This is a genomic window from Xanthomonas sp. JAI131 (assembly GCF_013410075.1).
GTDB classification, from domain to species: Bacteria; Pseudomonadota; Gammaproteobacteria; order Xanthomonadales; family Xanthomonadaceae; genus Xanthomonas_A; species Xanthomonas_A bonasiae.
In genome coordinates this window covers 1,346,438-1,367,780 of the sequence record NZ_JACCCN010000002.1, presented here as the reverse complement: position 1 = coordinate 1,367,780, position 21,343 = coordinate 1,346,438, and the positions used below count along the sequence as shown (strand labels likewise).

The window sequence follows — 21,343 nt, the reverse complement described above, 5'->3', positions numbered from 1 at the left end:
CTGTCGTCGTCGCCGGTGCTGCGCCGTCGCGGCTCAGCGCGCGGCGTGGATCAGCGCGTCCACATCCAGCGCATGGCCGGCACGGGCCGCCTTGGTGCGCAGATAGCCCTCGTTCTCGGCGGTGATCGCGCCGGTGATCGGGATGCGTTCGACCACCTCGATGCCGGCTGCGCGCAGGCGCTCGGCCTTGGAGGGATTGTTGGTCAGCAGGCGCACGCGCTGGATGCCGAGCCCGCGCAGCATCGCCACCGCGCCGCCGTAGCGGCGCTCGTCGGCGCCGAACCCCAGCTGCGCATCGGCGTCGATGGTGTCCAGCCCGTCGTGCTGGTAGCCATAGGCGCGCATCTTGGTGGCGATGCCGGTGCCGCGGCCTTCCTGGTCCAGGTACAGCAGCACGCCGCCGCCGAGCTCCTTGAGCTTGGCCAGGCCATGCCGCAGCTGGTCGCCGCAGTCGCACTTCAGCGAGCCGAACAGGTCGCCGGTGAGGCAGGAGGAGTGCACCCGCACCGGCACCGGCGCGGACAGGTCGGGCTGGCCGATCACGATCGCGACCTGGTCGCGCTGCGCCACGCCGCCGCGGAACACCACGAATTCGCTGCTGCCGAGATCGCGCAGCGGCACCTGGGTGCGGGTCACCAGTTCGTAGCTGCCGGCGGTGGTGGTCGCGCAGCCGTGTTCCAGGTCGTCCAGCTGCAGCGACTGGCAGCCCTGGAAGGCGCTGCTGTCCGCGCCCAGGTCCACCGCGATCATCGCCGGCAACAACAGGCCCAGGCGCGCGATCTCCACCGCGCCGGCATCCAGCGCATCGCCCGGCAGCCAGTGCGCCGGCAGCGTGCCGTCGCGCAGGTAGGCCAGCGCCGCCAGCGCGTCGTAGGACTGGCCGGCCAGGGCGATGCGCGCGCCCTGCGGCGCGGCCAGGCCCAGCACCTGCGCGCGGGTCGGGGTCAGGAACAGGTAATGCCGTTGCGCCGCCGCCTGGGCGAAGCTGAGGTAGGACTGCGCGGTGCTGCTGTCCAGCGCCAGCACCGCGCGCGCCTGGCCATGGTGCTCGATGACCACCGGGCGGCCGGCACGCAGCTCCGAGGCCGCGCGCTCGCTGCGGATCGCGGCGGGATCGCCGAAGGGGTGCGCGGAGGTGGGGACGGGGCTGGTCATGCACGACTCCAAATGGGGATCTCCGGCGCCGCTTCAAGGCTGGTCGGCGACGGCGCGCCGCGGTCGCGCCGTATGGGAGCGGGCGGGGCGGCGTGCCCGGGCGGCCATTGTCGCGTGGTTTGGCCGCGCCGCCAGCATCCGCAGGATGGAACGCACTGTGCGCCGCGCCGCCATGCAGCGCATGCAACCGCTGGCCGGCGCGCGGTCACTCACCCAATCGCGGCCGCAATCGCCCGGCAAGCGGGGCGGGCATGTTCAAGCGCGGTCGATTGATTTCTACTACGCCGGACCCGTTCTCCAGGACCTGCGCATGCACCTCGTCGAATGCACCGAACAGCGCCATGCCGGCGCGATCCTGGAGATCTTCAACGAGGCCATCGTCCATTCCACCGCCCTGTACGACTACCGGCCGCGCCCGCCGGAGAGCATGGCCGGTTGGTTCGCGGCCAAGCGCGCCGGCGGTTTCCCGGTGATCGGGGTAGAGGATGCGGCCGGCAGCCTGCTCGGTTTCGCCAGTTACGGCACGTTCCGCGCCTGGCCGGCGTTCAAGTACAGCGTCGAGCATTCGGTCTACGTGCACCGCGACCATCGCGGCAAGGGCCTGGGGCGGCGCCTGCTGCTGGCCCTGGTCGAGGCGGCGCAGGCACGCGGCGTGCACGTGCTGGTGGGCGGCATCGACGCCAGCAACGCCGGCAGCATCGCGTTGCACGAGCAATTGGGGTTCGTGCATGCCGGCACCGTGCGCGAGGCCGGGTTCAAGTTCGGGCGCTGGCTGGATCTGGCCTTCTACCAGCGCATCCTCGCCACGCCGGCGGACCCGCACGACGACTAGCCGCTGCGCGGGAGGCGCGACACCGCTAGTGCGGGTGCCTGGCCGTGGCGTAGGGGTTGGCTTCGGCCGGATCCGGACGCAGCGTGTAGCGCTTGTAGGTCCACTGGTACTGCGCCGGGTCGCGGCGCGCCACCCGTTCCACGCCCTCGTTCAACGCGGTCGCGGCGCGCAGCGGGTCCGGGTCGGCGATCGCCTCCGGTGCCGGCTGCACCTGCAGCGCGAACTCCAGGTCGTTGCCGACCCGCTCGCACCACGCGAACAGCACGATCGCGCCGGTGCGTTCGGCCAGCCGGTTGACCAGGGTCATGGTCAGCGCCGGCACGCCGAAGAACGGCGCGAACACGCCATCGCCGGCCTTGGGTTGCTGGTCGGGAAGAATGCCGACCGCGCCGCCGTCCTTGAGCACCTTGAACAGCTGCCGCACCGCCGGGCCTTCGGCGCGCACCTGGCGCACGTTGTCGCCGCTGCGCACCAGTTGCAGGAAGGCATCGCCGACGTCGGAGGCCGGCGCGCGGTAGACGATGGCGATGTCGCCGCGCGAGGCCAGCCACTGGTTGAGCAGTTCCCAGTTGCCGAAGTGCGGCGCGGCCACGATCACCCCGCGGCCCGACGCCAGCGCGGCGTCGTACAGGTCCTGGCCGTGGCGCTGGCGCAGCCGCGCCAGGTTCTGCGCCGGCGGCCGGGTCCACAGCACCAGGGTCTCGAACGCCTGCCGCGCGGTGGAGCGCAGCACGTCGCGGTGCAGCGCGATGCGCTCGCTCGGCAGCAGCTCCGGGTAGGCCAGCTCCAGGTTGCGGCGGGTGACCCGGCTTTCGCGCGCGTCCAGGCGCAGCCACAGGCCGGCCAGGCCGTCGGCCAGGCGCCGCAGCCACGGCCAGGGCAGGCGCGCCACGGCGGCGGCGCAGCGGTACAGAACGGTGGCGAGCGTTGCGGGTTTCATCGCGCCAGTTTATCCGCTCGGCCGGCCGTGCCAGGTCGACTGCGCCCGGATGACCCGATCGGCATCACGGATCGGCCGGCTTGCGGGCCATCGCGGCTTCCGCCGAGCGCCGCGACTCGGCGATGATGCCGGCGGGATGACAGCGCCGCGCCGAACCCTGATGCTTCCGAATCCCGAATCCCGAATCCCGAATCCCGAATCCCGCCCATGCTCTCCCTGATCCAGCGCGTCAGCCAAGCCGAAGTCCGCGTCGACGATGTGGCGGTCGGCCGTATCGGCCCCGGCCTGCTGGCGCTGGTCGCGGTGGAACCGGGCGACGACGAGGCCAAGTTCCAGCGCATGGCCGAGCGCCTGCTCGGCTACCGCGTGTTCGCCGACGACAATGGGCGCATGAACCGCTCGCTGCGCGACACCGGCGGCGGCCTGCTGCTGGTCAGCCAGTTCACCCTGGCCGCGGACACGGGCTCAGGGATGCGCCCCAGCTTCACCACCGCCGCGCCGCCGGCCGAGGCTGAACGCGGCTTCAACCGATTGCTGGAAATCTGCCGGGAACGGCACGCCCCCGGGGTGGAAAGCGGGCGCTTCGGTGCCCATATGATCGTCAGCCTGGTCAACGACGGCCCGGTCACTTTCCTGCTTCGGCCCTAGGCCGGGGCGCTCCTGGCGGAGCGATTCAGCTCCTTGTCCGGCAAGCGGCGGTCCGGGCTGTTATAATGCTAGGTTCACTCATTCATCTACCTGCCGGTGGCGCGAGCACTCATGGCCAACGAACGTCCTGCCCAGCAATCCGACATCAAGCTACTGATCAGCAAGGGCCTGGAACAGGGCTATCTGACCTACGCCGAAGTCAATGACCATCTGCCCGACGACCTGGTCGATCCGGAGCAGATCGAAGACATCATCAGCATGATCAACGGCATGGGCATCGACGTCCATGAAGTCGCTCCCGACGCCGAGACCCTGCTGCTCAACGACGGCAACACCGGCAACCGCGAAGTCGACGACACCGCGGCCGAAGAAGCCGCCGCGGCGCTGACCGCGCTCGACACCGAAGGTGGTCGCACCACCGACCCGGTGCGCATGTACATGCGCGAGATGGGCACGGTCGAGCTGCTGACCCGCGAAGGCGAAATCGCCATCGCCAAGCGCATCGAGGAAGGCCTCAGCCAGGTCCAGGCCGCGCTCGGCGCGTTCCCGCTGGCGGTGGAGACCCTGCTCGAGGACTACGAACAGCACAAGGAAGGCAAGAAGCGCCTGGCCGAGATCGTGGTCGGCTTCAACGACCTGATCGAGGAAGAGCCGGCGCCGGTCGTGGTCGCCAGCGACGACGACAGCGCCGCCGATGCCAGCGACGACGACGACGACGAGGAAGTCGAAGCCGCCGAGGAAGAGGCCGGCCCGACCGGTCCGGACCCGGCCGAAGTCGCGCGGCGCATGGAGGTGCTGGCCACCGAATACGCCAAGTTCAAGAAGGCACACGCCAAGAACGGCGCCGAGCACAAGCTGGTCACCAAGCTGCGCACCGACATCGCCGAGGTGTTCGTCACCTTGAAGCTGCCGCTGCCGCTGACCGACGTGCTGGTGCGCAAGCTGCGCGACACCATGGCCCAGGTCAAGGACCACGAGCGTCGCGTGCTGCATCTGGCCACGCACGTGGCGCGCATGCCGCGCAAGGACTTCATCCGTTCCTGGGAAGGCAACCAGACCAACGTGGCCTGGGTCGACGACGCACTGAAGCGCAAGCAGAAGTGGTCCTCGGCGCTGCGCGACGTCAAGGACCAGATCGTCGCCGAGCAGGAAGCGACCGTGGCGGTGGAGCAGGCGACCTACCTGAGCCTGACCGAGCTGAAGGAAATCAGCCGCGCGATGGCCTATGGCGAAGCCAAGGCGCGCAAGGCCAAGAAGGAAATGGTCGAGGCCAACCTGCGTCTGGTGATCTCGATCGCCAAGAAGTACACCAACCGCGGCCTGCAGTTCCTCGACCTGATCCAGGAAGGCAACATCGGCCTGATGAAGGCGGTGGACAAGTTCGAATACCGCCGCGGCTACAAGTTCTCCACGTATGCGACCTGGTGGATCCGCCAGGCCATCACCCGTTCGATCGCCGATCAGGCGCGCACCATCCGTATCCCAGTGCACATGATCGAGACGATCAACAAGTTGAACCGCATTTCCCGGCAGATGCTCCAGCAGTACGGCCGCGAGGCCACGCCGGAGGAGCTGGCCAAGGAAATGGACATGCCGGAGGACAAGATCCGCAAGGTGATGAAGATCGCCAAGGAGCCGATCTCGATGGAAACCCCGATCGGCGACGACGAGGATTCGCATCTGGGCGACTTCATCGAGGACACCAACGTGGAGTCCCCGATCGAGAACACCACCAACATCAACCTGTCCGAGACCGTGCGCGACGTGCTCGCCGGGCTGACCCCGCGCGAGGCCAAGGTGCTGCGCATGCGCTTCGGCATCGACATGAACACCGACCACACCCTCGAGGAAGTCGGCAAGCAGTTCGATGTCACCCGCGAGCGCATCCGCCAGATAGAGGCCAAGGCGTTGCGCAAGCTGCGTCACCCGAGCCGTTCCGAGCAGCTGCGCAGCTTCCTCGATATCGACTGATCGAGCGCGGTTCGCGGCAACGAAAAAGCCCCGCCATGTGCGGGGCTTTTTTGTGGATGGAGAGCTGCGCCGTTCGCCATATCGAACGGCTCCGCGTGCGCCCCTGTAGGAGCGGCTTCAGCCGCGACCGGGCGTTACCGGTAAGACCCGGTCGCGGCTGAAGCCGCTCCTACAGGAGGCAGAGGCGCCGGGTCGCCGGCGCCCCATGCATGCCGCATCCGCGTTACGCGAACGCCCGGCTGCTGCGCATCACCGCCAGCACGTCGTGGCAGGCGCCCATGGTGTGGTAGTCGGTCTTGCCGGCCGGGCTCTTCTCGTCGCTGTAGCTGCGGTTGTCGCGGCTGAGGATGCGGAACCAGGCGCCGTAGCGGTGGTCGACCAGGTGCTCCCACGAATACGTCCACAACGTGTCGTAAGCGCTGCGGTAGGACGCATCGCCGCTGGCGGCCAGCAGCCGCGCGGCGGCGGCGATCGCTTCGGCCTGCACCCAGAAATACTTGTCGTCGTCGCAGAAGTAGGTCGGGTATCGCGCCACGTCGGGCACGCCGACTTCCGGCGTGGCCTCGGTGCCGGAGGCGAAGCCATAGACGATGCCGCCGTGCTGCGCGTCCCAGCCGTGCGCCAGCGCGGTGTCGAACAGGTGGCGGGCGGTCGGCAGCAGCCAGTCCGGCGCGCTGCCCTCGGCGGCCTGCAGATGCCCGTGCAGCAGCACCAGCAGCTTCGACCATTCGACCTGGTGGCCGGGCTGGAAGCCCCATGGCCGGAACAGGTGCTTGGGATTGTCGCGGTTGTAGTCCCAGTCCACCTGCCAGTTCGCGTCGTAGTGCTCCCACACCAGGCCGCCGGCCAGCGCGGCTTGCCGGCGGGTGATGTGGTCGGCGAGCAACAGCGCGCGCTGCAGGTAGCGCGGCTCGGCGCTGGCCTCGTAGGCGGCGATCAGCGCCTCGCACAGGTGCATGTTGGCGTTCTGTCCGCGGTAGCTGGAGAACTGCCAGTCGGGCGTGGCCTCGTCGCGGTACAGGCCGGCGGCGGCGTCCCAGTAGCGGGTTTCCAGCAGCTGCCAGGTCTCGTCCATCCACGCGTCGGTGTCGAGGCCGGCCTTCTTCGCGGTGGAATAGGCCAGCAGCACGAAAGCCGCGCCGTAGGCGTGCTGGGTGCGGTCCTCGGCGACGCCGTCGCGCAGGGTCCACACGTAGCCGCCGCTGGCGGTATCGCGGTGCACTTCGCGCAGGTAGCGCAGGCCGTGGCGCGCGGCGTCCAGGTACTCGGCGGCCAGCGGCGAATCGGCGAATTCGTTCGCCGCCATCGCGTAGTTGAAGACGAAGCGGGTGCTGCTGACCAGGTGGCGGTGGCCGGCGTCGTACACGCTGCCGTCGTCGCGGAAATAGTGGAAGAAGCCGCCGGCCGGATCGATCGCGCGCGGATGGTAGAAGGCCATGGTGTCGGCGATATGCGCGCGCAGCACGGCGGCATCGGCGAAGTCGGGCAGGGGCGTGGCAGGCAGGTTCATGCGGTCGCTAGGAGCCATGTGAGTGGAGGAAGGGGAGGGACGGACACGCGCAGGGCGCGGCGGCAACGCGCCGCCGCGCCCGTTTCGCGCATCAATGCATCGCGCGCGCCACCGGCTTGGCGCCAGGCGCCTCGGCCGGCAGGTTGGCCGACAGCCGCGAGCCGCGCAGGCCGTACCAGAGGATATAGGCGTAGCACAGCAGCGGGATCACGAAGGCGTGCTGGATGCCGACCACGTCGGCCAGCGCGCCCTGCGCCAGCGGCACCAGCGCGCCGCCGACGATGCCCATGATCAGCAGGCTCGAGGCCTTGCTGGTCAGCGGGCCCAGGCGCTCGATGGCCACGGTGAAGATGGTCGGGAACATGATCGAGTTGAACAGGCCGATCGCGATCACGCTCCACATCGCCACGTGGCCGGTGCTGATCATGGTCACGATCAGCAGCAGCGAGGCGACGCCGGCGAACGCGGCCAGCAGCTTGCGCGCCGGGATCACCTGCAGCAGCGCGGCGCCGGCGAAGCGGCCGACCATCGCGCCGCCCCAGTAGAACGCCAGGTAGCGGCTGGCGGTGGCTTCGGTCAGGCCGCCGGTGGTCGGGCCGGAGATGTAGTTGATCAGGAAGCTGCCGATCGACACTTCCGCGCCGACGTACATGAAGATCGCCACCACGCCCCACAGCAGGTGCGACTGGCGCAGCGCATCGCCGAAGCTGTGATGCGACTCGGCGCTGCCGGCGTCGTCTTCGCGCAGCGAGGGAATGCGCATCACCAGCACGAACACCGCCAGCAGCAACAGGCCGCCGGCCAGCAGCAGGTACGGCACCTGCACCGATTGCGCCTGCGCGCCGCGATAGGCCGCCTGTTCGAGCGCGCTCATCGCGGCGATCTTGTCGGCCGACAGCACCGCGGTGGCCAGGATCAGCGGACCGATCAGCAGCGGGAACACGGTGGTGCCCAGCGAATTCAGCGCCTGCGCGAAGTTGAGCCGGCTCGGCGCCTTGCTCGGTTCGCCGATCAGGCTGATGTACGGATTGGCCGCCACCTGCAGCAGGGTGATGCCGCTGGCCAGCACGAACAGCGCGGTCAGGAACAGCGGATACGACGGCAGCCGCGCCGCCGGATAGAACATCGCCGCGCCGATCGCCGCGACCACCAGGCCGATCACGATGCTGGCCTTGTAGCCGGTCCGCGCCACCACCGCACCGGCCGGCAGCGACATCAGGAAGTACGCGCCGAAGAAGGTGAACTGGATCAGCATCGACTGCGCGTAGTTCATCTGGAACACGGCTTTCAGATGCGGGATCAGCACATCGTTGAGGCTGGTCAACCCGCCCCAGGTGAAGAAGATCATGCTGACCACCGCGATGGCGGCAGTGTTGGACAGCGGACGACGGCTCATGCAGCGACTCCGGGAACGGACGATAGGACGACCCGGCTGCTGGCGCGCAGGCACAGCCGGGACGGGGCGATGGTAAGGGCAGGCAGTGACCGTTGCTGGCGTAGCGCGTCCAGCACCAGCTGCGCGGCCTGCATGCCGCGTTCGCGCGGGGCGACCGCGACGGTGGACAGCGGCGGGGTGGCGACGGCGGCTTCGGCGATGTCGTCGAAGCCGATCAGCGCGTAGTCGCGGCCGGCGTGGCGGCCGCGTTCGGCCAGGCCGCTGGCCAGGCCCAGCGCGACCACGTCGTTGTAGCAGACCAGCGCGGTCGGCAAGGGATCGCGCACGCACAGCGCGCCGGCCTGGCGCGCGGCGTCCAGCCGGGTCGGCGCACACTCGATCAGCCAGGCCGGATCGGCGGCGATGCCGGCGGCGGCCAGCGCGTCGCGGTAGCCGGCGCGGCGTTCGGCGCAGGAACTGGACTGGCGGTGGCCGCCGAAGAACGCGATCGCGCGGTGGCCCAGCGCCAGCAGGTGCTCGGTGGCCAGGCGTGCGCCGCGGCGGTTGTCCAGCGCCAGCAGCGGCCAGTCGCCGTCCAGCGCGCGGTTGAACAGCAGCACCGGCAGCCGCGTGCCGAGCAACTGGCGCAGCCGTGCCGCGTCGGTGTTCTCGGTCGGCGACAGGATCAGCGCCGCCGGCTGGTGTTCGATCAGCGAGGCCAGCACGCTGTGCTGGCGCTCCGGCGATTCGCCGGTGCTGCCCATCAGCATCACGTAGCCGGCCTCGGCCAGCGCCGCGTCCACGCCGCCGGCGAATTCGGCGAAGAACGGATTGGCCAGGTCGTTGACCACCAGCGCCACCGCATTGGAGGCGCGCCCGCGCAGGCTGGCCGCGCCGCGGTGGTAGACGTAGCCCTGCCGCGCGATCTCCGCCGCCACCCGCGCGCGCGTGTCCGCATGCACCAGCGGGCTGTTGCGCAGCACCAGCGACACGGTCGCCCGCGACACGCCGCAGGCGGCGGCGATGTCGGACACGGTGACGCGTTTGTCGGCGGGGGACGACGGCACGGCGATTAGACCGGTTCAAAAGGCCGCCCATCCTGCGCCGTCGTGATCCGCTGCGCATTTTGCAGTGCAGCAAAATGCAGGACGGCTTTTGTGGTATCCGTTTCTTGGACCGATTCGACCGGGGAAGACGCAATGCCCAACACCTGGACTCAGCGCGCGGCCGTCGCGCTGCTGCTCGCCGCCGTCTGGCCGGCGGCGCACGCCGCCACCAAGCAGGCCTTGGCCAGTGCCGCCAGCCCTGGCGAGCGCGCCGTCGCCGCGGTGGACCCGTTCATCGGCACCGGCGGCGAAGGCCACACCTATCCCGGCGCCACGGTGCCGTTCGGCATGGTCCAGCTGAGCCCGGACACGCGCATCCAGCCGCGCAAGGACGCCTACGGCTGGGCCGCCGGCTACCGCTACGACGACCGCAGCCTGGTCGGCTTCTCGCACACGCACTTCTCCGGCACCGGCCATTCCGACCTGGGCGACGTGCTGCTGATGCCGATCAGCGGCGCGGTGCGACTGGAGCGCGGCGATCCGGACACACCCGGCAGCGGCTACAGCTCGCGCTTCCGCCACGACGACGAACGCGCCGAGCCCGGCTACTACGCGGTGACCCTGGACGACTACCAGGTGCGTGCCGAGCTCACCGCCAGCGCGCGTGCCGGCGTACACCGCTACACCTTCCCCAAGGGCCAGCCGGCGCACGTGCTGCTGGACCTGCGCACCAGCATGTACGACTACCCGGGCAAGATCAGCTGGTCGCGGCTGCGCGTGCGCGCCGACGGTACCGTCACCGGCTTCCGCGAAACCCGTGGCTGGGCGCCGGGGCGGCAGCTGTACTTCGCGCTGCGCTTCTCGCAGCCGCTGCGCGGCCATGCCTTGCACAACACCGAGCAGGACATCCCGTACAAGGGCTTCCCGCCGCCGGGCGACAACGACCCCACGCAGCGCGCGCAGATCGAAGGCCGCCAGCTGGTGGCCAGCTTCGACTTCGGCCAGGCCGCGCGCGAACCGCTGCTTGTGAAGGTGTCGATCTCGCCGGTCAGCGAGGACAGCGCCATCGCCAACCTCGACGCCGAAGTGCCGGGCTGGGACTTCGACGGCGTGCGCCGCGCCGCGCGCGCGCAGTGGGCGCAGGCCTTGGGCGCGGTGGAGGTGGACGCGCCGCCGCAGCAGCGCACCCAGTTCTACACCGCGCTGTACCACAGCCTGCTCGGCCCCACGCTGTTCATGGACAGCGACGGCCGCTATCGCGGGCCGGACAACGCCGTGCACCAGGCGCAGGGCTACACCAATTACTCGACGTTCTCGCTGTGGGACACCTACCGCGCGCTGCACCCCTTGCTGACCCTGGTGCAGCCGCCGCAACGCACCAACGACATCGTCAACTCGCTGCTCGCGCATCGCAAAAACAGCCCGTATGGCGTGCTGCCGGTGTGGTCGTTCCAGGGCCTGGAAACCTGGTGCATGATCGGCTACCACGCCGTGCCGGTGATCGCCGACGCCTACATGAAGGGCATCCGCGGCTACGACACCAACGCCGCGCTGGAGGCGATGGTCGCCAGCGCCGACTACGGCCCGTACGACGGCATCGCCCAGTACCGCGAACTGGGCTACGTGCCGATCGACGAGGAAGGCGAGGCCGCGTCCAAGACCCTGGAGTACGCGTTCGACGACTGGACCATCGCACGCATGGCGCAGGCGATGGGGCGCAGCGAGGTGGCCAGCGAATTCGGCAAGCGCGCCGGCAACTGGCAGCACGCCTTCGACGCCAGCACCGGCTTCATGCGTGCGCGCAAGCGCGACGGCAGTTTCCGTGAACCGTTCGACCCAAGCGCCAGCGGCTACGGCAGCGACTACACCGAAGGCAATGCCTGGCAGTATTCCTGGTACGTGCCACAGGACGTGGCCGGCCTGGCCCGCGCGCACGGCGGCGAGGACAAGCTGCTGGCACGGCTGGACCAGGTGTTCGAGGCCAAGGTCGATCCCAAGGTGTTCGAACACATGGAAGACATCACCGGGCTGATCGGCTGGTACGCGCACGGCAACGAACCCAGCCACCACGTCGCCTATCTGTATGCGTACGCCGGGCAGCCGTGGCGCACCCAGGCGCGGCTGCAGCAGATCATGCGCAGCCAGTACGCGGCACGTCCCGACGGCCTGGCCGGCAACGACGACCTGGGGCAGATGTCGGCCTGGTACGTGTTCACCGCGCTGGGCTTCTACCCGGTGGCGCCGGCCAGCAACCAGTACATCATCGGCCGCCCGTTCCTGCCGCATGCCGCCCTGGCGCTGCCTAACGGCAAGCGCTTCAGCATCGTCGCCGACGGCCTGGACGACGCGCATCCCTACATCGGCCGCGTCACCCTCAACGGCCGCCCGCTGGACCGCGCGTTCCTGCGCCACGAGGAGATCATGGCTGGCGGCGAGCTGCGCTTCACCCTGCAGGCGGAGCCGAACAAGACCTGGGCTGCGGGCGCGGCCGAGCGCGCCTATTCGATGAGCGAATAGGCGAGCGCTGCATCGTCGCGGCAGCGGTTGCCGCGACGCCGATCTGCCCGAAACGTGGCGGCAACCAGCGTCACGCCCGCGTCTTCGCGCTTGGCGAAGATGCCCGCCCGCGTCTGCAAGCCGTCGTAAGCGCGTGAACGGACGATGACGTCAAGGCGTCGGCAGCGCAGCGCCCGCAGTGAAGATTCCTGCGCAAACCCCGCGCCGCGGAGCCGCGCGCGCTGCGCACGGCCGCTTGGCGAGCGTCCGCGGCCAGCCGGCGTATGCGTTTATTTAATGCCATGAACACATTCCATTGGCATCCCCTGTGGTCTTGTGGGGCCAGTCGCATGGCATCGAGCGGCATTGGCGCCCCGGCGTCGAATCCGATTGCGGATGCGGCACATCGTGCAGGTGCATTCCGTCTTCGTCTTGTGCGACGGCCGATCCGTGCCGCCGATGGCGATCGCTGCGGTCTGGATCGTGCACTCCTCATTACGCCGAACGGGATATCCGAATGCATGTCTGCCTGCTGTCCCCCCTTACGCACGACGCGGCCACGCTGGAGACGGCCATGGCCGCCGCGCAGGCCAATGGTTGCGATCATGTCGTACTGCCCAATCCGTTCGCGCAGGACCCGCAAGGGCGGCTGACGGATCCGGCCAGCGACGATGCCGCCGGCACTGCACAGCTGCAGCAGTGGCTGGCGCTGGCGCAGAAGCACGGCCTGAACCTGCTGGTCGATCTGCGCATCGACGAGATCGGCGGCGGCAGCGGCCTGCTGCAGCAACATCCGCACTGGTTCCGCGCGCGCACCTCGGCGCTGCCGGATCCGCGCACGCAGCGCGGTACGCCGGAAATCGCCCAGGGCCGCTTCGCCTACGCCGAAGAGGGCGCGGGACTGGCGCAGTGGTGGAGCGTGCGTGTGCGCGACTGGCTGCGCAGCGGCGTGGCCGGATTCCGCGTGCTGCAGCCGCAGCGCGTGCCGGCCACGCTGTGGCGCAGCTTGATCGCCGATGTGCAGGCGGACGTGCCCGGCGCGAAATTCCTGGCCTGGACGCCTGGCCTGGGCCTGGAGTCCTTGCGCGGGCTGCAGGGCGCCGGCTTCGATGCGGCGTTCTCGTCGCTGGCCTGGTGGGACGGACGCGGCAGCTGGTTCTTCGACGAAGACGTGGCGCTGCGCAGCCTGGCGCGCCGCGTCGTCGCCACCATCGATCCCGATGCGCCGTCCGAAGCGCAGCCGCCGTTGCAGCGCGCGCAACGCGCCCGCTTGGCATCCGCGTTCGGCGATGCATGGGCGATCGCCGAACTCACCGCCTTGCCAGCGCCGGCTGACACCGATGCCGATGCCGCGCCGGCCATCCCGGCCGCTGCCGGACAAGATCTGCGCTTGCGTCCCTTGCTGCGCGATGGCGCGCTGACCGCAATCGCGGTGGAACCGCTCGGCGCCGCGCCGTGGCTGGTGCTGCTCAACAGCGATCGCGATCATCTGCTGCCGGTACCGGGATCGGCGCTGCTGCGCCTGCTCGGCGACAGCGAAAGCTTGCTCAGCGATCAGGGCGAGCCGATCCAGGGCGACCAGGGCGGCACCCTGGAAGCGGGCGAAGTGCGCGTCTATCGCAGCGTGCCGGCGCGTCCGGTGCTGGCCGCCGCCCGCGCCCGCACGCCGGCCGATGTCGCCGCCGCTGCGGCGCGGATCTGCATCGAAGCGGTGACGCCCTCGGTGGACGACGGCCGCTTCCCGGTCAAGCGCACCGTCGGCGACCGCATCTGCGTGGAAGCCGACGCGTTCTGCGACGGCCACGACCGCATCGCGGTGGCATTGCTGTGGCGCGCCGCCGACGCACGCACCTGGTCCACTGCGCCGATGCGCGCGCTGGGCAACGACCGCTGGCGCGGCGAGTTCCCGCTGGAGCGGCTGGGCCGTTACGAATTCCGCATCGAAGCCTGGCGCGACATCTTCGCCACCACCCATGCCGACCTGGAAAAGAAGCGCGCCGCCGGCACGCTGCTGCCGGTGGACGTGCAGGAAGCGCTGGCCCAGGTCGAGGCGGCGCGTGCGCGCAGCCGCGGCGCCTTGAACGCACGGCTGAAGGCGATCCTCGCCCGGATCACCCGCAGCGAGGATCCCGCTGCGCGCGCGGAGATCCTGCTGGAACCCGGCACCGCCGAAGCGATGGCGCGCGCCGACGACAAGCCGTTCCGCACCGAATACCCGATGACCTTCCGCGTCGAGGCCGAGCGCCGTGGCGCGCATTTCTCCAGCTGGTACGAGCTGTTCCCGCGGTCGCAGAGCGGCGACCTCGCGCGCCACGGCACCTTCGACGACGTCATCAAGCGCCTGCCGCACATCCGCGCGATGGGCTTCGATGTGCTGTACATGCCACCGATCCACCCGATCGGCGAGAAGAACCGCAAGGGCCGCAACAACGCGGTCACCGCGCAACCCGGCGAACCCGGCAGCCCGTATGCGATCGGCTCGGCCGAAGGCGGGCACACCGAGGTGCACGCCGAACTCGGCGGGTTGGAGGGCTTCCGCCGGCTGCGCGCCGCGGCCGCCGCGCAGGGCCTGGAACTGGCGCTGGATTTCGCGATCCAGTGCGCGCCGGACCATCCGTGGCTGCGCGAGCATCCGGACTGGTTCACCTGGCGCGCCGACGGTTCGATCCCGTACGCGGAGAATCCGCCGAAGAAATACCAGGACATCGTCAACGTCGATTTCTACGCCAGCGGCGCGGTGCCCGAGCTGTGGAATGCGCTGCGCGATGCGGTGCTGTTCTGGGTCAACGAAGGCGTCAACCTGTTCCGGGTCGACAACCCGCACACCAAACCGTTCCCGTTCTGGGAATGGCTGATCGCCGAAGTGCGCGGCCGCCATCCGCAGGTGGTGTTCCTGTCCGAAGCCTTCACCCGGCCCAAGCCGATGTACCGGCTGGCCAAGGTCGGCTTCTCGCAGTCCTACACCTACTTCACCTGGCGCCAGCACAAGGCCGAACTGCAGGCCTACATCGAAGAACTCAACACCGGCATTCCGCGCGAATGCTTCCGCCCGCATTTCTTCGTCAACACGCCGGACATCAACCCGGTGTTCCTGCAGCAGAGCGGCCGCGGCGGCCACCTGATCCGCGCCGCGCTGGCGACCACGCTGTCGGGCCTGTGGGGCATGTACCAGGGCTTCGAACTGTGCGAGGCCACGCCGCTGGCGCCGGGCAAGGAGGAATACCTGGATTCGGAGAAGTACCAGCTGCGCGTGTGGCCGGAGCGCGCGCCCGGCGACATCGTCGACGAGATCACCCGCCTCAATCTGCTGCGTCGCCAGCACCCGGAACTGCAGTCGCACCTGGGCACGCGTTTCTATCTCGCGCACAACGATCAGGTGCTGTACTTCGGCAAGTTCCTCGATGAAGCGCATCTGGCGCGCAGCCGCAGCCTGGTGCTGGTGGCGATCAGCCTCGACCCGCATGCCGCGCAGGAAGCACAGATCGAAGTGCCGCTGTGGGAGCTGGGCCTGCCCGACCACGCCAGCGTCGCCGTGCAGGACCTGTGGGATGGCCACGCCTTTGCCTGGCACAGCAAGCAGCAAACCATTCGCCTCGATCCCTCGCGGCCGTTTTCCCTATGGCGTATCCGCGCCGGAGCCACTTCATGAATGCTGCAGTTCCATTGTCCGCCGACAGCGAGGCGAGCCCGCTGGTGCGCGACGCGCTCTGGTACAAGGACGCGATCATCTACCAGGTGCACGTGAAGTCGTTCTTCGATTCCAACGACGACGGCATCGGCGATTTCCCCGGCCTGATCTCCAAGCTCGACTACATCGCCGATCTCGGCGTGGACACCATCTGGCTGCTGCCGTTCTATCCCAGTCCGCGCCGCGACGACGGCTACGACATCGCCGAATACATGGCGGTGCATCCGGACTATGGCAGCATCGCCGACTTCGAACGGCTGGTCGCGCAAGCGCACGCGCGCGGCATCCGCATCGTCACCGAGCTGGTGATCAACCACACCTCCGACCAGCATGCCTGGTTCCAGCGCGCGCGCAACGCGCCGGCCAGTTCGCCGGAGCGCGACTTCTACGTGTGGTCCGACAGCGACCAGGACTACGCCGGCACCCGCATCATCTTCTGCGATACCGAGAACTCCAACTGGACCTGGGACCCGGTCGCCGGGCAGTACTTCTGGCACCGCTTCTATTCGCACCAGCCCGACCTGAACTTCGACAACCCGGCCGTGCTGGAAGCGGTGCTGGAAGTGATGCGCTTCTGGCTCGACCTGGGCGTGGACGGGCTGCGCCTGGACGCGGTGCCGTACCTGATCGAGCGCGACGGCACCTCCAACGAGAACCTGCCCGAGACCCACGCCATCCTGCGCCGCATCCGCGCCACGCTGGACGCCGAGTATCCCGACCGCATGCTGCTGGCCGAGGCCAACATGTGGCCGGAAGACACCCAGCAGTATTTCGGCGAGAACGCCGACGAATGCCACATGGCGTTCCACTTCCCGCTGATGCCGCGCATGTACATGGCTATCGCGCGCGAAGACCGTTTCCCGATCACCGACATCATGCGCCAGACCCCGGAAATCCCGGAGAGCTGCCAGTGGGCGATCTTCCTGCGCAACCACGACGAGCTGACCCTGGAAATGGTCACCGACTCCGAGCGCGACTACCTGTGGCAGACCTACGCCGCCGACCGCCGCGCGCGCATCAACCTGGGCATCCGCCGGCGCCTGGCGCCGCTGCTGGAGCGCGACCGCCGCCGCATCGAACTGATGACCTCCTTGCTGCTGAGCATGCCCGGCACGCCGGTGCTGTACTACGGCGACGAGATCGGCATGGGCGACAACATCCACCTCGGCGACCGCGACGGCGTGCGCACACCGATGCAGTGGTCGATCGACCGCAACGGCGGCTTCTCGCGCGCCGACCCGGCCGCGCTGGTGCTGCCGCCGATCATGGACCCGCTGTACGGCTTCCAGGCGGTCAACGTCGAGGCGCAGCAGCGCGACCAGCATTCGTTGCTGACCTGGACGCGGCGCATCCTGTCGGTGCGCAAGCGCTATCGCGCCTTCGGCCGCGGCACGCTGCGCTTCCTGTATCCCGGCAATCGCCGCCTGCTCGCCTACCTGCGCTGCCACGAGGACGAGACCGTGCTGTGCGTGGCCAACCTCTCGCACACGCTGCAGGCGGTGGAACTGGACCTGTCCGAATTCGAAGGCCGGGTGCCGGTGGACATCATCGGCGGCGGCAGCTTCCCGCCGATCGGGCGCCTGACCTACCTGCTCACCGTGCCGGCGTTCGGCTTCTACGCGTTCCAGCTGGTCGGCAACGCCACGCTGCCGGACTGGCACGTGCCCGCGCCGATGCCGCTGCCCGACTACCAGACCCTGGTGCTGCGCGGCGCGGTCGATGCCGATGCGCTGCTGCCGCACCTGGGCACGCTGGAGCGCGACATCCTGCCGGCGTGGCTGTCCACGCGGCGCTGGTTCGCGGCCAAGGACCGCGCGCTGCGCAGCGTGCGCATCGCCCGCCGCACCCCGCTGCCCGGCACCGACGCGTTGACCATGCTGGAGATCGAAGCGGAGCTGGAGCATGGCGAATACGAGCGCTACATGCTGCCGCTGGGCATCGTCTGGGACCGCGAGCAGCCCAGCGTGCTGGCCGAACAGCTGGCGCTGGCGCGGGTGCGGCACGGCCGCGAAGTCGGCTATCTGACCGACGGCTTCGCGCTGAAATCGCTGACCCGCACCACGCTTGCCGCATTGCGCGAGGGCGCGGTGCTGTCGGTCCAGGGCGAGACCCATGCCGGTGCCGATGCCGCGCCCGAACAGATCCGCTTCTGCCCGACGCCGGCACTGGCCGCGGTCGAGATCGCCGACGACGCCGAGATCCGCTGGCTGTCGGCTGAGCAGAGCAACAGCTCGCTGATCGTCGGCGACAAGGCGGTGTTCAAACTGCTGCGCCGCGTTTCCGCCGGTGCCAACCCCGAGATCGAACTCGGCGCGCGCCTGACCGAGATCGGCTACGCCAACGCCGCGCCCTTGTTCGGCCACGTCACCCGCGTCGATGCGCAGGGCGTGGAAACCACCCTGGCCTTGCTGCAGGGCTTCGTGCGCAACCAGGGCGATGCCTGGCGCTGGACCCTGGATCACCTGGCGCGCGGCGCCGAGGAATACGCCGCCGCCCAGGACGATGCCGCGCGCGACGAGAGCGTGGCCGGCTACGACGCCTTCGCCGCCGTGGTCGGCCGGCGCTTGGCCGAGCTGCACGACGTGCTGGCACAACCGACCGATGCCGCCGCGTTCGCGCCGCAGCCGGTGGATGCCGCGGCCGCGCGGCAGGTCGTTGCGGGTGTGGAGCACGAAGTGCAGGCGATGTGGGACACGTTGTCCGCGCATCGCGACGGCAGCGAGGATGGCGCCGAGCGCGCCGCGATGGACGCGTTGCTGGCCGAACGTCCGCGCCTGGACGCCTGGTTGCAACAGGCCCCGGCCCTGCTCGACGGCGCGCTGCTGACCCGCGTGCATGGCGATTTCCACCTCGGCCAGATCCTGGTCGCGTTCGACGACGTGGTGCTGATCGACTTCGAAGGCGAACCGGCCAGGTCCCTGGACGAACGCCGCGCCAAGGCCAGCCCGCTGCACGACGTGGCCGGCTTCCTGCGCTCGCTCGACTACGCCAGCGAAGTGTCGGCACGGGGCGAAGAAGGCACCGCCGCACGCGCCGGCGTCGGCCTGGACACCGCGCTGGACGCCTTCCTGTCCGCGTTCCGCAGCCGCGCCAGCGCCACCTTCCTGGCCGCCTACCGCCAGGTACTCGACGCCAGCCCGCATCCGTGGGTGGCGCCGGCCGCCTTCGAGACCACCACCCTGTTGTTCCTGATCGAGAAGGCCAGTTATGAAATTCGCTACGAGGCCGCCAACCGCCCGGCCTGGATCATGGTGCCGATACAGGGACTGCTGCGCATACTCGACCGCTTTCCCGCGCCACAGGAGGCGATGCGATGAGTGATGTCGGCCACACCTGGGACGAGGCGACGCTGCGCGCGTTCGCCAATGCCCGCCACGGCGACCCGTTCGCCGTGCTCGGTGCGCACCGCATCGGCGACACGCGCGTGCTGCGCAGCTACCTGCCCGGCGCCGAAGCCGTGGCGGCGGTGCTCGAGGACGGCCGCGAGGTGCCGCTGCAGGAAGGTCCCAGCCCCGGTTTCTTCTCCGCGCCGCTGCCCGACGACGGCCGCTACCGCCTGCGCATCCGCTGGCCCGGCGGCGAGCAGGTCACCGAGGACGCCTACGCCTTCGGCCCGCAGCTCAGCGATTTCGACCTTCACCTGATCAGCGAAGGCCACCATCTGCAGCTGGCCGATGCGCTGGGCGCGAACGCGGTCGAAGTCGATGGCGTGCGCGGCACCCGTTTCGCGGTGTGGGCGCCGAACGCCACGCGCGCCGCGGTGATCGGCGATTTCAACAGCTGGGACGCGCGCCGCCACCCGATGCGGCTGCGTCACCAGGCCGGCGTGTGGGAACTGTTCGTACCCGGCGTCGAAGTGGGCGCGCACTACAAGTACGCGCTGCGCGGCCCGCGCGGCGAAGACCTGCCGGCCAAGGCCGACCCGGTCGCACGCCGCGCCGAACTGGCGCCCGGCACCGCCTCGATCGTGGCCGATCCCACCCCGTACCAGTGGCGCGACGACGCCTGGATGGCGGCGCGGGCGCGCCGCCACAGCCCGAACGCGCCATTGAGCGTGTACGAGATCCACGCCGGCTCGTGGATGCATGCCGACGACGGCAGCATGCTCGACTGGGATGCGCTGGCCGACCGCCTGATTCCCTATGTCGCCGACATGGGCTTCACCCATATCGAACTGATGCCGGTCACCGAGCATCCGTTCGGCGGCTCCTGGGGCTACCAGCCGTTGGGCCTGTTCGCGCCCACCGCGCGCTTCGGCTCGCCCGACGGCTTCGCCCGCTTCGTCGACCGCTGCCACCGCGAAGACATCGGCGTCATCGTCGACTGGGTGCCGGCGCATTTCCCCACCGACGCCCACGGCCTGGCCCATTTCGACGGCACCTCGCTGTACGAACACGCCGACCCGCGCGAAGGCTTCCACCGCGACTGGAACACGCTCATCTACAACCACGGCCGGCGCGAAGTCTCCGGCTTCCTGATCGCCAGCGCCCTGGAATTCCTGCAGCGCTACCACGTCGACGGCCTGCGCGTGGACGCGGTGGCCTCCATGCTCTACCGCGACTACAGCCGCAACGCCGGCGACTGGGTGCCCAACATCCACGGCGGCCGCGAGAACTACGAGACCATCGCCTTCCTGCGCCGGCTCAACCAGGTCGTGGCCGAACACGCGCCGGGCGCCATCACCATCGCCGAGGAATCCACTGCCTGGCCGGGCGTCACCGCCGACCTGGCGCACGGCGGCCTGGGCTTCAACTACAAATGGAACATGGGCTGGATGCACGACAGCCTGCACTACATCGAACTGGATCCCATCTACCGCCGCTACCACCACGGCGAACTGACCTTCAGCATGGTCTACGCGTACTCCGAGCGCTTCATGCTGCCCATCTCCCACGACGAAGTGGTGCACGGCAAACGCTCCCTGCTCGGGCGCATGCCCGGCGACGACTGGCAGCGCTTCGCCAACCTGCGCGCCTACCTCGGCTACATGTACACCCACCCCGGGCGCAAGTTGCTGTTCATGGGCTGCGAAATCGCCCAGCCCACCGAGTGGAACCACGACGCCGCGCTGCCCTGGCACCTGCTCGACGACCCACGCCACCGCGGCATCCAGCGCCTGGTCCGCGACCTCAACCGCCTGTACGCCGAACACCCCGCGCTGCACGCCCGCGACGACACCCCCGACGGCTTCGCCTGGGTCATCGGCGACGACGCCGGCAACAGCCTGTTCGCCTACCTGCGCACCGCCCAGGGCAGCGATACCCCGCTGCTGGTGGTGGCCAACCTCACCCCGCTGGTGCACCACGGCTACCGCATCGGGGTTCCCCGCGGCGGCCGCTGGCGCGAACTGCTGAACTCCGACGCCGAGATCTACGGCGGCAGCAACACCGGCAACGGCGGCAGCGTGCGCACCGAAAACATCGGCGCGCATGGTCATCCGGCCTCGCTGTCGCTGACCATCCCGCCGTTGGGGGTGTTGGTGTTGGGGTTGGAAGACTGAGGATGGATTGAGGGCGGGGAAGGGGAGCCAGGTCCGGACGACAAGTGACGGCGCGGAGCCGTCCGACCCTCCGTCGCCGTCCCATCAGCAAAGGCGTCGTCCGCCGCGTCTACCGCGGCGGGCAGACAGCGCGCCACCGCGGACGTTAAACTCACGCCCGCCTCGGCGCCTTCCTCTGCATG

12 protein-coding genes are annotated in these 21,343 nt (G+C 69.5%); 7 read left to right on the top strand and 5 right to left on the bottom strand.

The window, feature by feature from the left end; all coding sequences use genetic code 11:
- Positions 1–33 precede the first annotated feature (33 nt).
- Positions 34–1,155: a GTP cyclohydrolase II RibA gene (gene ribA / locus HDC36_RS12415; RefSeq protein WP_179567674.1), complete on the bottom strand. Its 1,122-nt coding sequence runs from the start codon at positions 1,153–1,155 to the stop codon at positions 34–36.
- A 310-nt stretch (positions 1,156–1,465) separates the two neighbouring features.
- Between ribA and HDC36_RS12410 the strand changes: the two genes are divergently transcribed.
- The gene (locus HDC36_RS12410; RefSeq protein ID WP_179567672.1) at positions 1,466–1,987 is read left to right on the top strand and encodes a GNAT family N-acetyltransferase; all 522 of its coding nucleotides are present in this window, start codon (positions 1,466–1,468) and stop codon (positions 1,985–1,987) included.
- A gap of 25 nt (positions 1,988–2,012) precedes the next feature.
- On the opposite strand, the gene HDC36_RS12405 is transcribed toward HDC36_RS12410, so the two are convergent.
- A complete protein-coding gene (locus tag HDC36_RS12405; protein ID WP_179567670.1) occupies positions 2,013–2,927 on the bottom strand; it encodes a lauroyl acyltransferase in 915 nt (304 codons plus the stop codon).
- A 207-nt stretch (positions 2,928–3,134) separates the two neighbouring features.
- Here HDC36_RS12405 and dtd point away from each other — a divergent pair, with 207 nt between their 5' ends.
- Entirely contained in the window at positions 3,135–3,575 is a 441-nt protein-coding gene (dtd, locus tag HDC36_RS12400; RefSeq protein WP_179567668.1) for a D-aminoacyl-tRNA deacylase, read from the top strand.
- 111 nt (positions 3,576–3,686) lie between these two features.
- Positions 3,687–5,546: an RNA polymerase sigma factor RpoD gene (gene rpoD, locus HDC36_RS12395; protein WP_179567666.1), complete on the top strand. Its 1,860-nt coding sequence runs from the start codon at positions 3,687–3,689 to the stop codon at positions 5,544–5,546.
- Between the two features lie 223 nt (positions 5,547–5,769).
- Here rpoD and HDC36_RS12390 read toward each other — a convergent pair whose 3' ends face one another.
- From HDC36_RS12390 to HDC36_RS12380, 3 genes are all read right to left on the bottom strand, one after another.
- A complete protein-coding gene (locus HDC36_RS12390; protein ID WP_179567664.1) occupies positions 5,770–7,056 on the bottom strand; it encodes an AGE family epimerase/isomerase in 1,287 nt (428 codons plus the stop codon).
- Positions 7,057–7,147: 91 nt separating this feature from the next.
- Positions 7,148–8,452, bottom strand: coding sequence for a sugar MFS transporter (locus HDC36_RS12385; protein WP_179567662.1), 1,305 nt, complete (start codon positions 8,450–8,452; stop codon positions 7,148–7,150).
- Complete coding sequence (locus tag HDC36_RS12380; RefSeq protein ID WP_179567660.1) at positions 8,449–9,498, bottom strand: LacI family DNA-binding transcriptional regulator; 1,050 nt, start codon at positions 9,496–9,498, stop codon at positions 8,449–8,451. Before HDC36_RS12380 ends, HDC36_RS12385 begins: the two co-directional genes overlap by 4 nt.
- Positions 9,499–9,630: 132 nt before the next feature.
- On the opposite strand from HDC36_RS12380, the gene HDC36_RS12375 reads away from it, so the two are divergent.
- The 4 genes from HDC36_RS12375 to glgB all read left to right on the top strand — a co-directional run bounded on the left by HDC36_RS12375 (position 9,631) and on the right by glgB (position 21,161).
- Complete coding sequence (locus tag HDC36_RS12375) at positions 9,631–11,994, top strand: GH92 family glycosyl hydrolase (protein WP_179567658.1); 2,364 nt, start codon at positions 9,631–9,633, stop codon at positions 11,992–11,994.
- Between the two features lie 496 nt (positions 11,995–12,490).
- Positions 12,491–15,622, top strand: coding sequence for a maltotransferase domain-containing protein (locus HDC36_RS12370; RefSeq protein ID WP_179567656.1), 3,132 nt, complete (start codon positions 12,491–12,493; stop codon positions 15,620–15,622).
- Positions 15,619–18,978 (top strand): maltose alpha-D-glucosyltransferase, encoded by a 3,360-nt coding sequence (gene treS / locus HDC36_RS12365; RefSeq protein ID WP_179567654.1) that lies wholly within the window; start codon positions 15,619–15,621, stop codon positions 18,976–18,978. Before HDC36_RS12370 ends, treS begins: the two co-directional genes overlap by 4 nt.
- A complete protein-coding gene (gene glgB, locus HDC36_RS12360) occupies positions 18,975–21,161 on the top strand; it encodes a 1,4-alpha-glucan branching protein GlgB (RefSeq protein ID WP_179567652.1) in 2,187 nt (728 codons plus the stop codon). The genes treS and glgB overlap by 4 nt, the downstream gene beginning before the upstream one ends.
- Positions 21,162–21,343 lie beyond the last annotated feature (182 nt).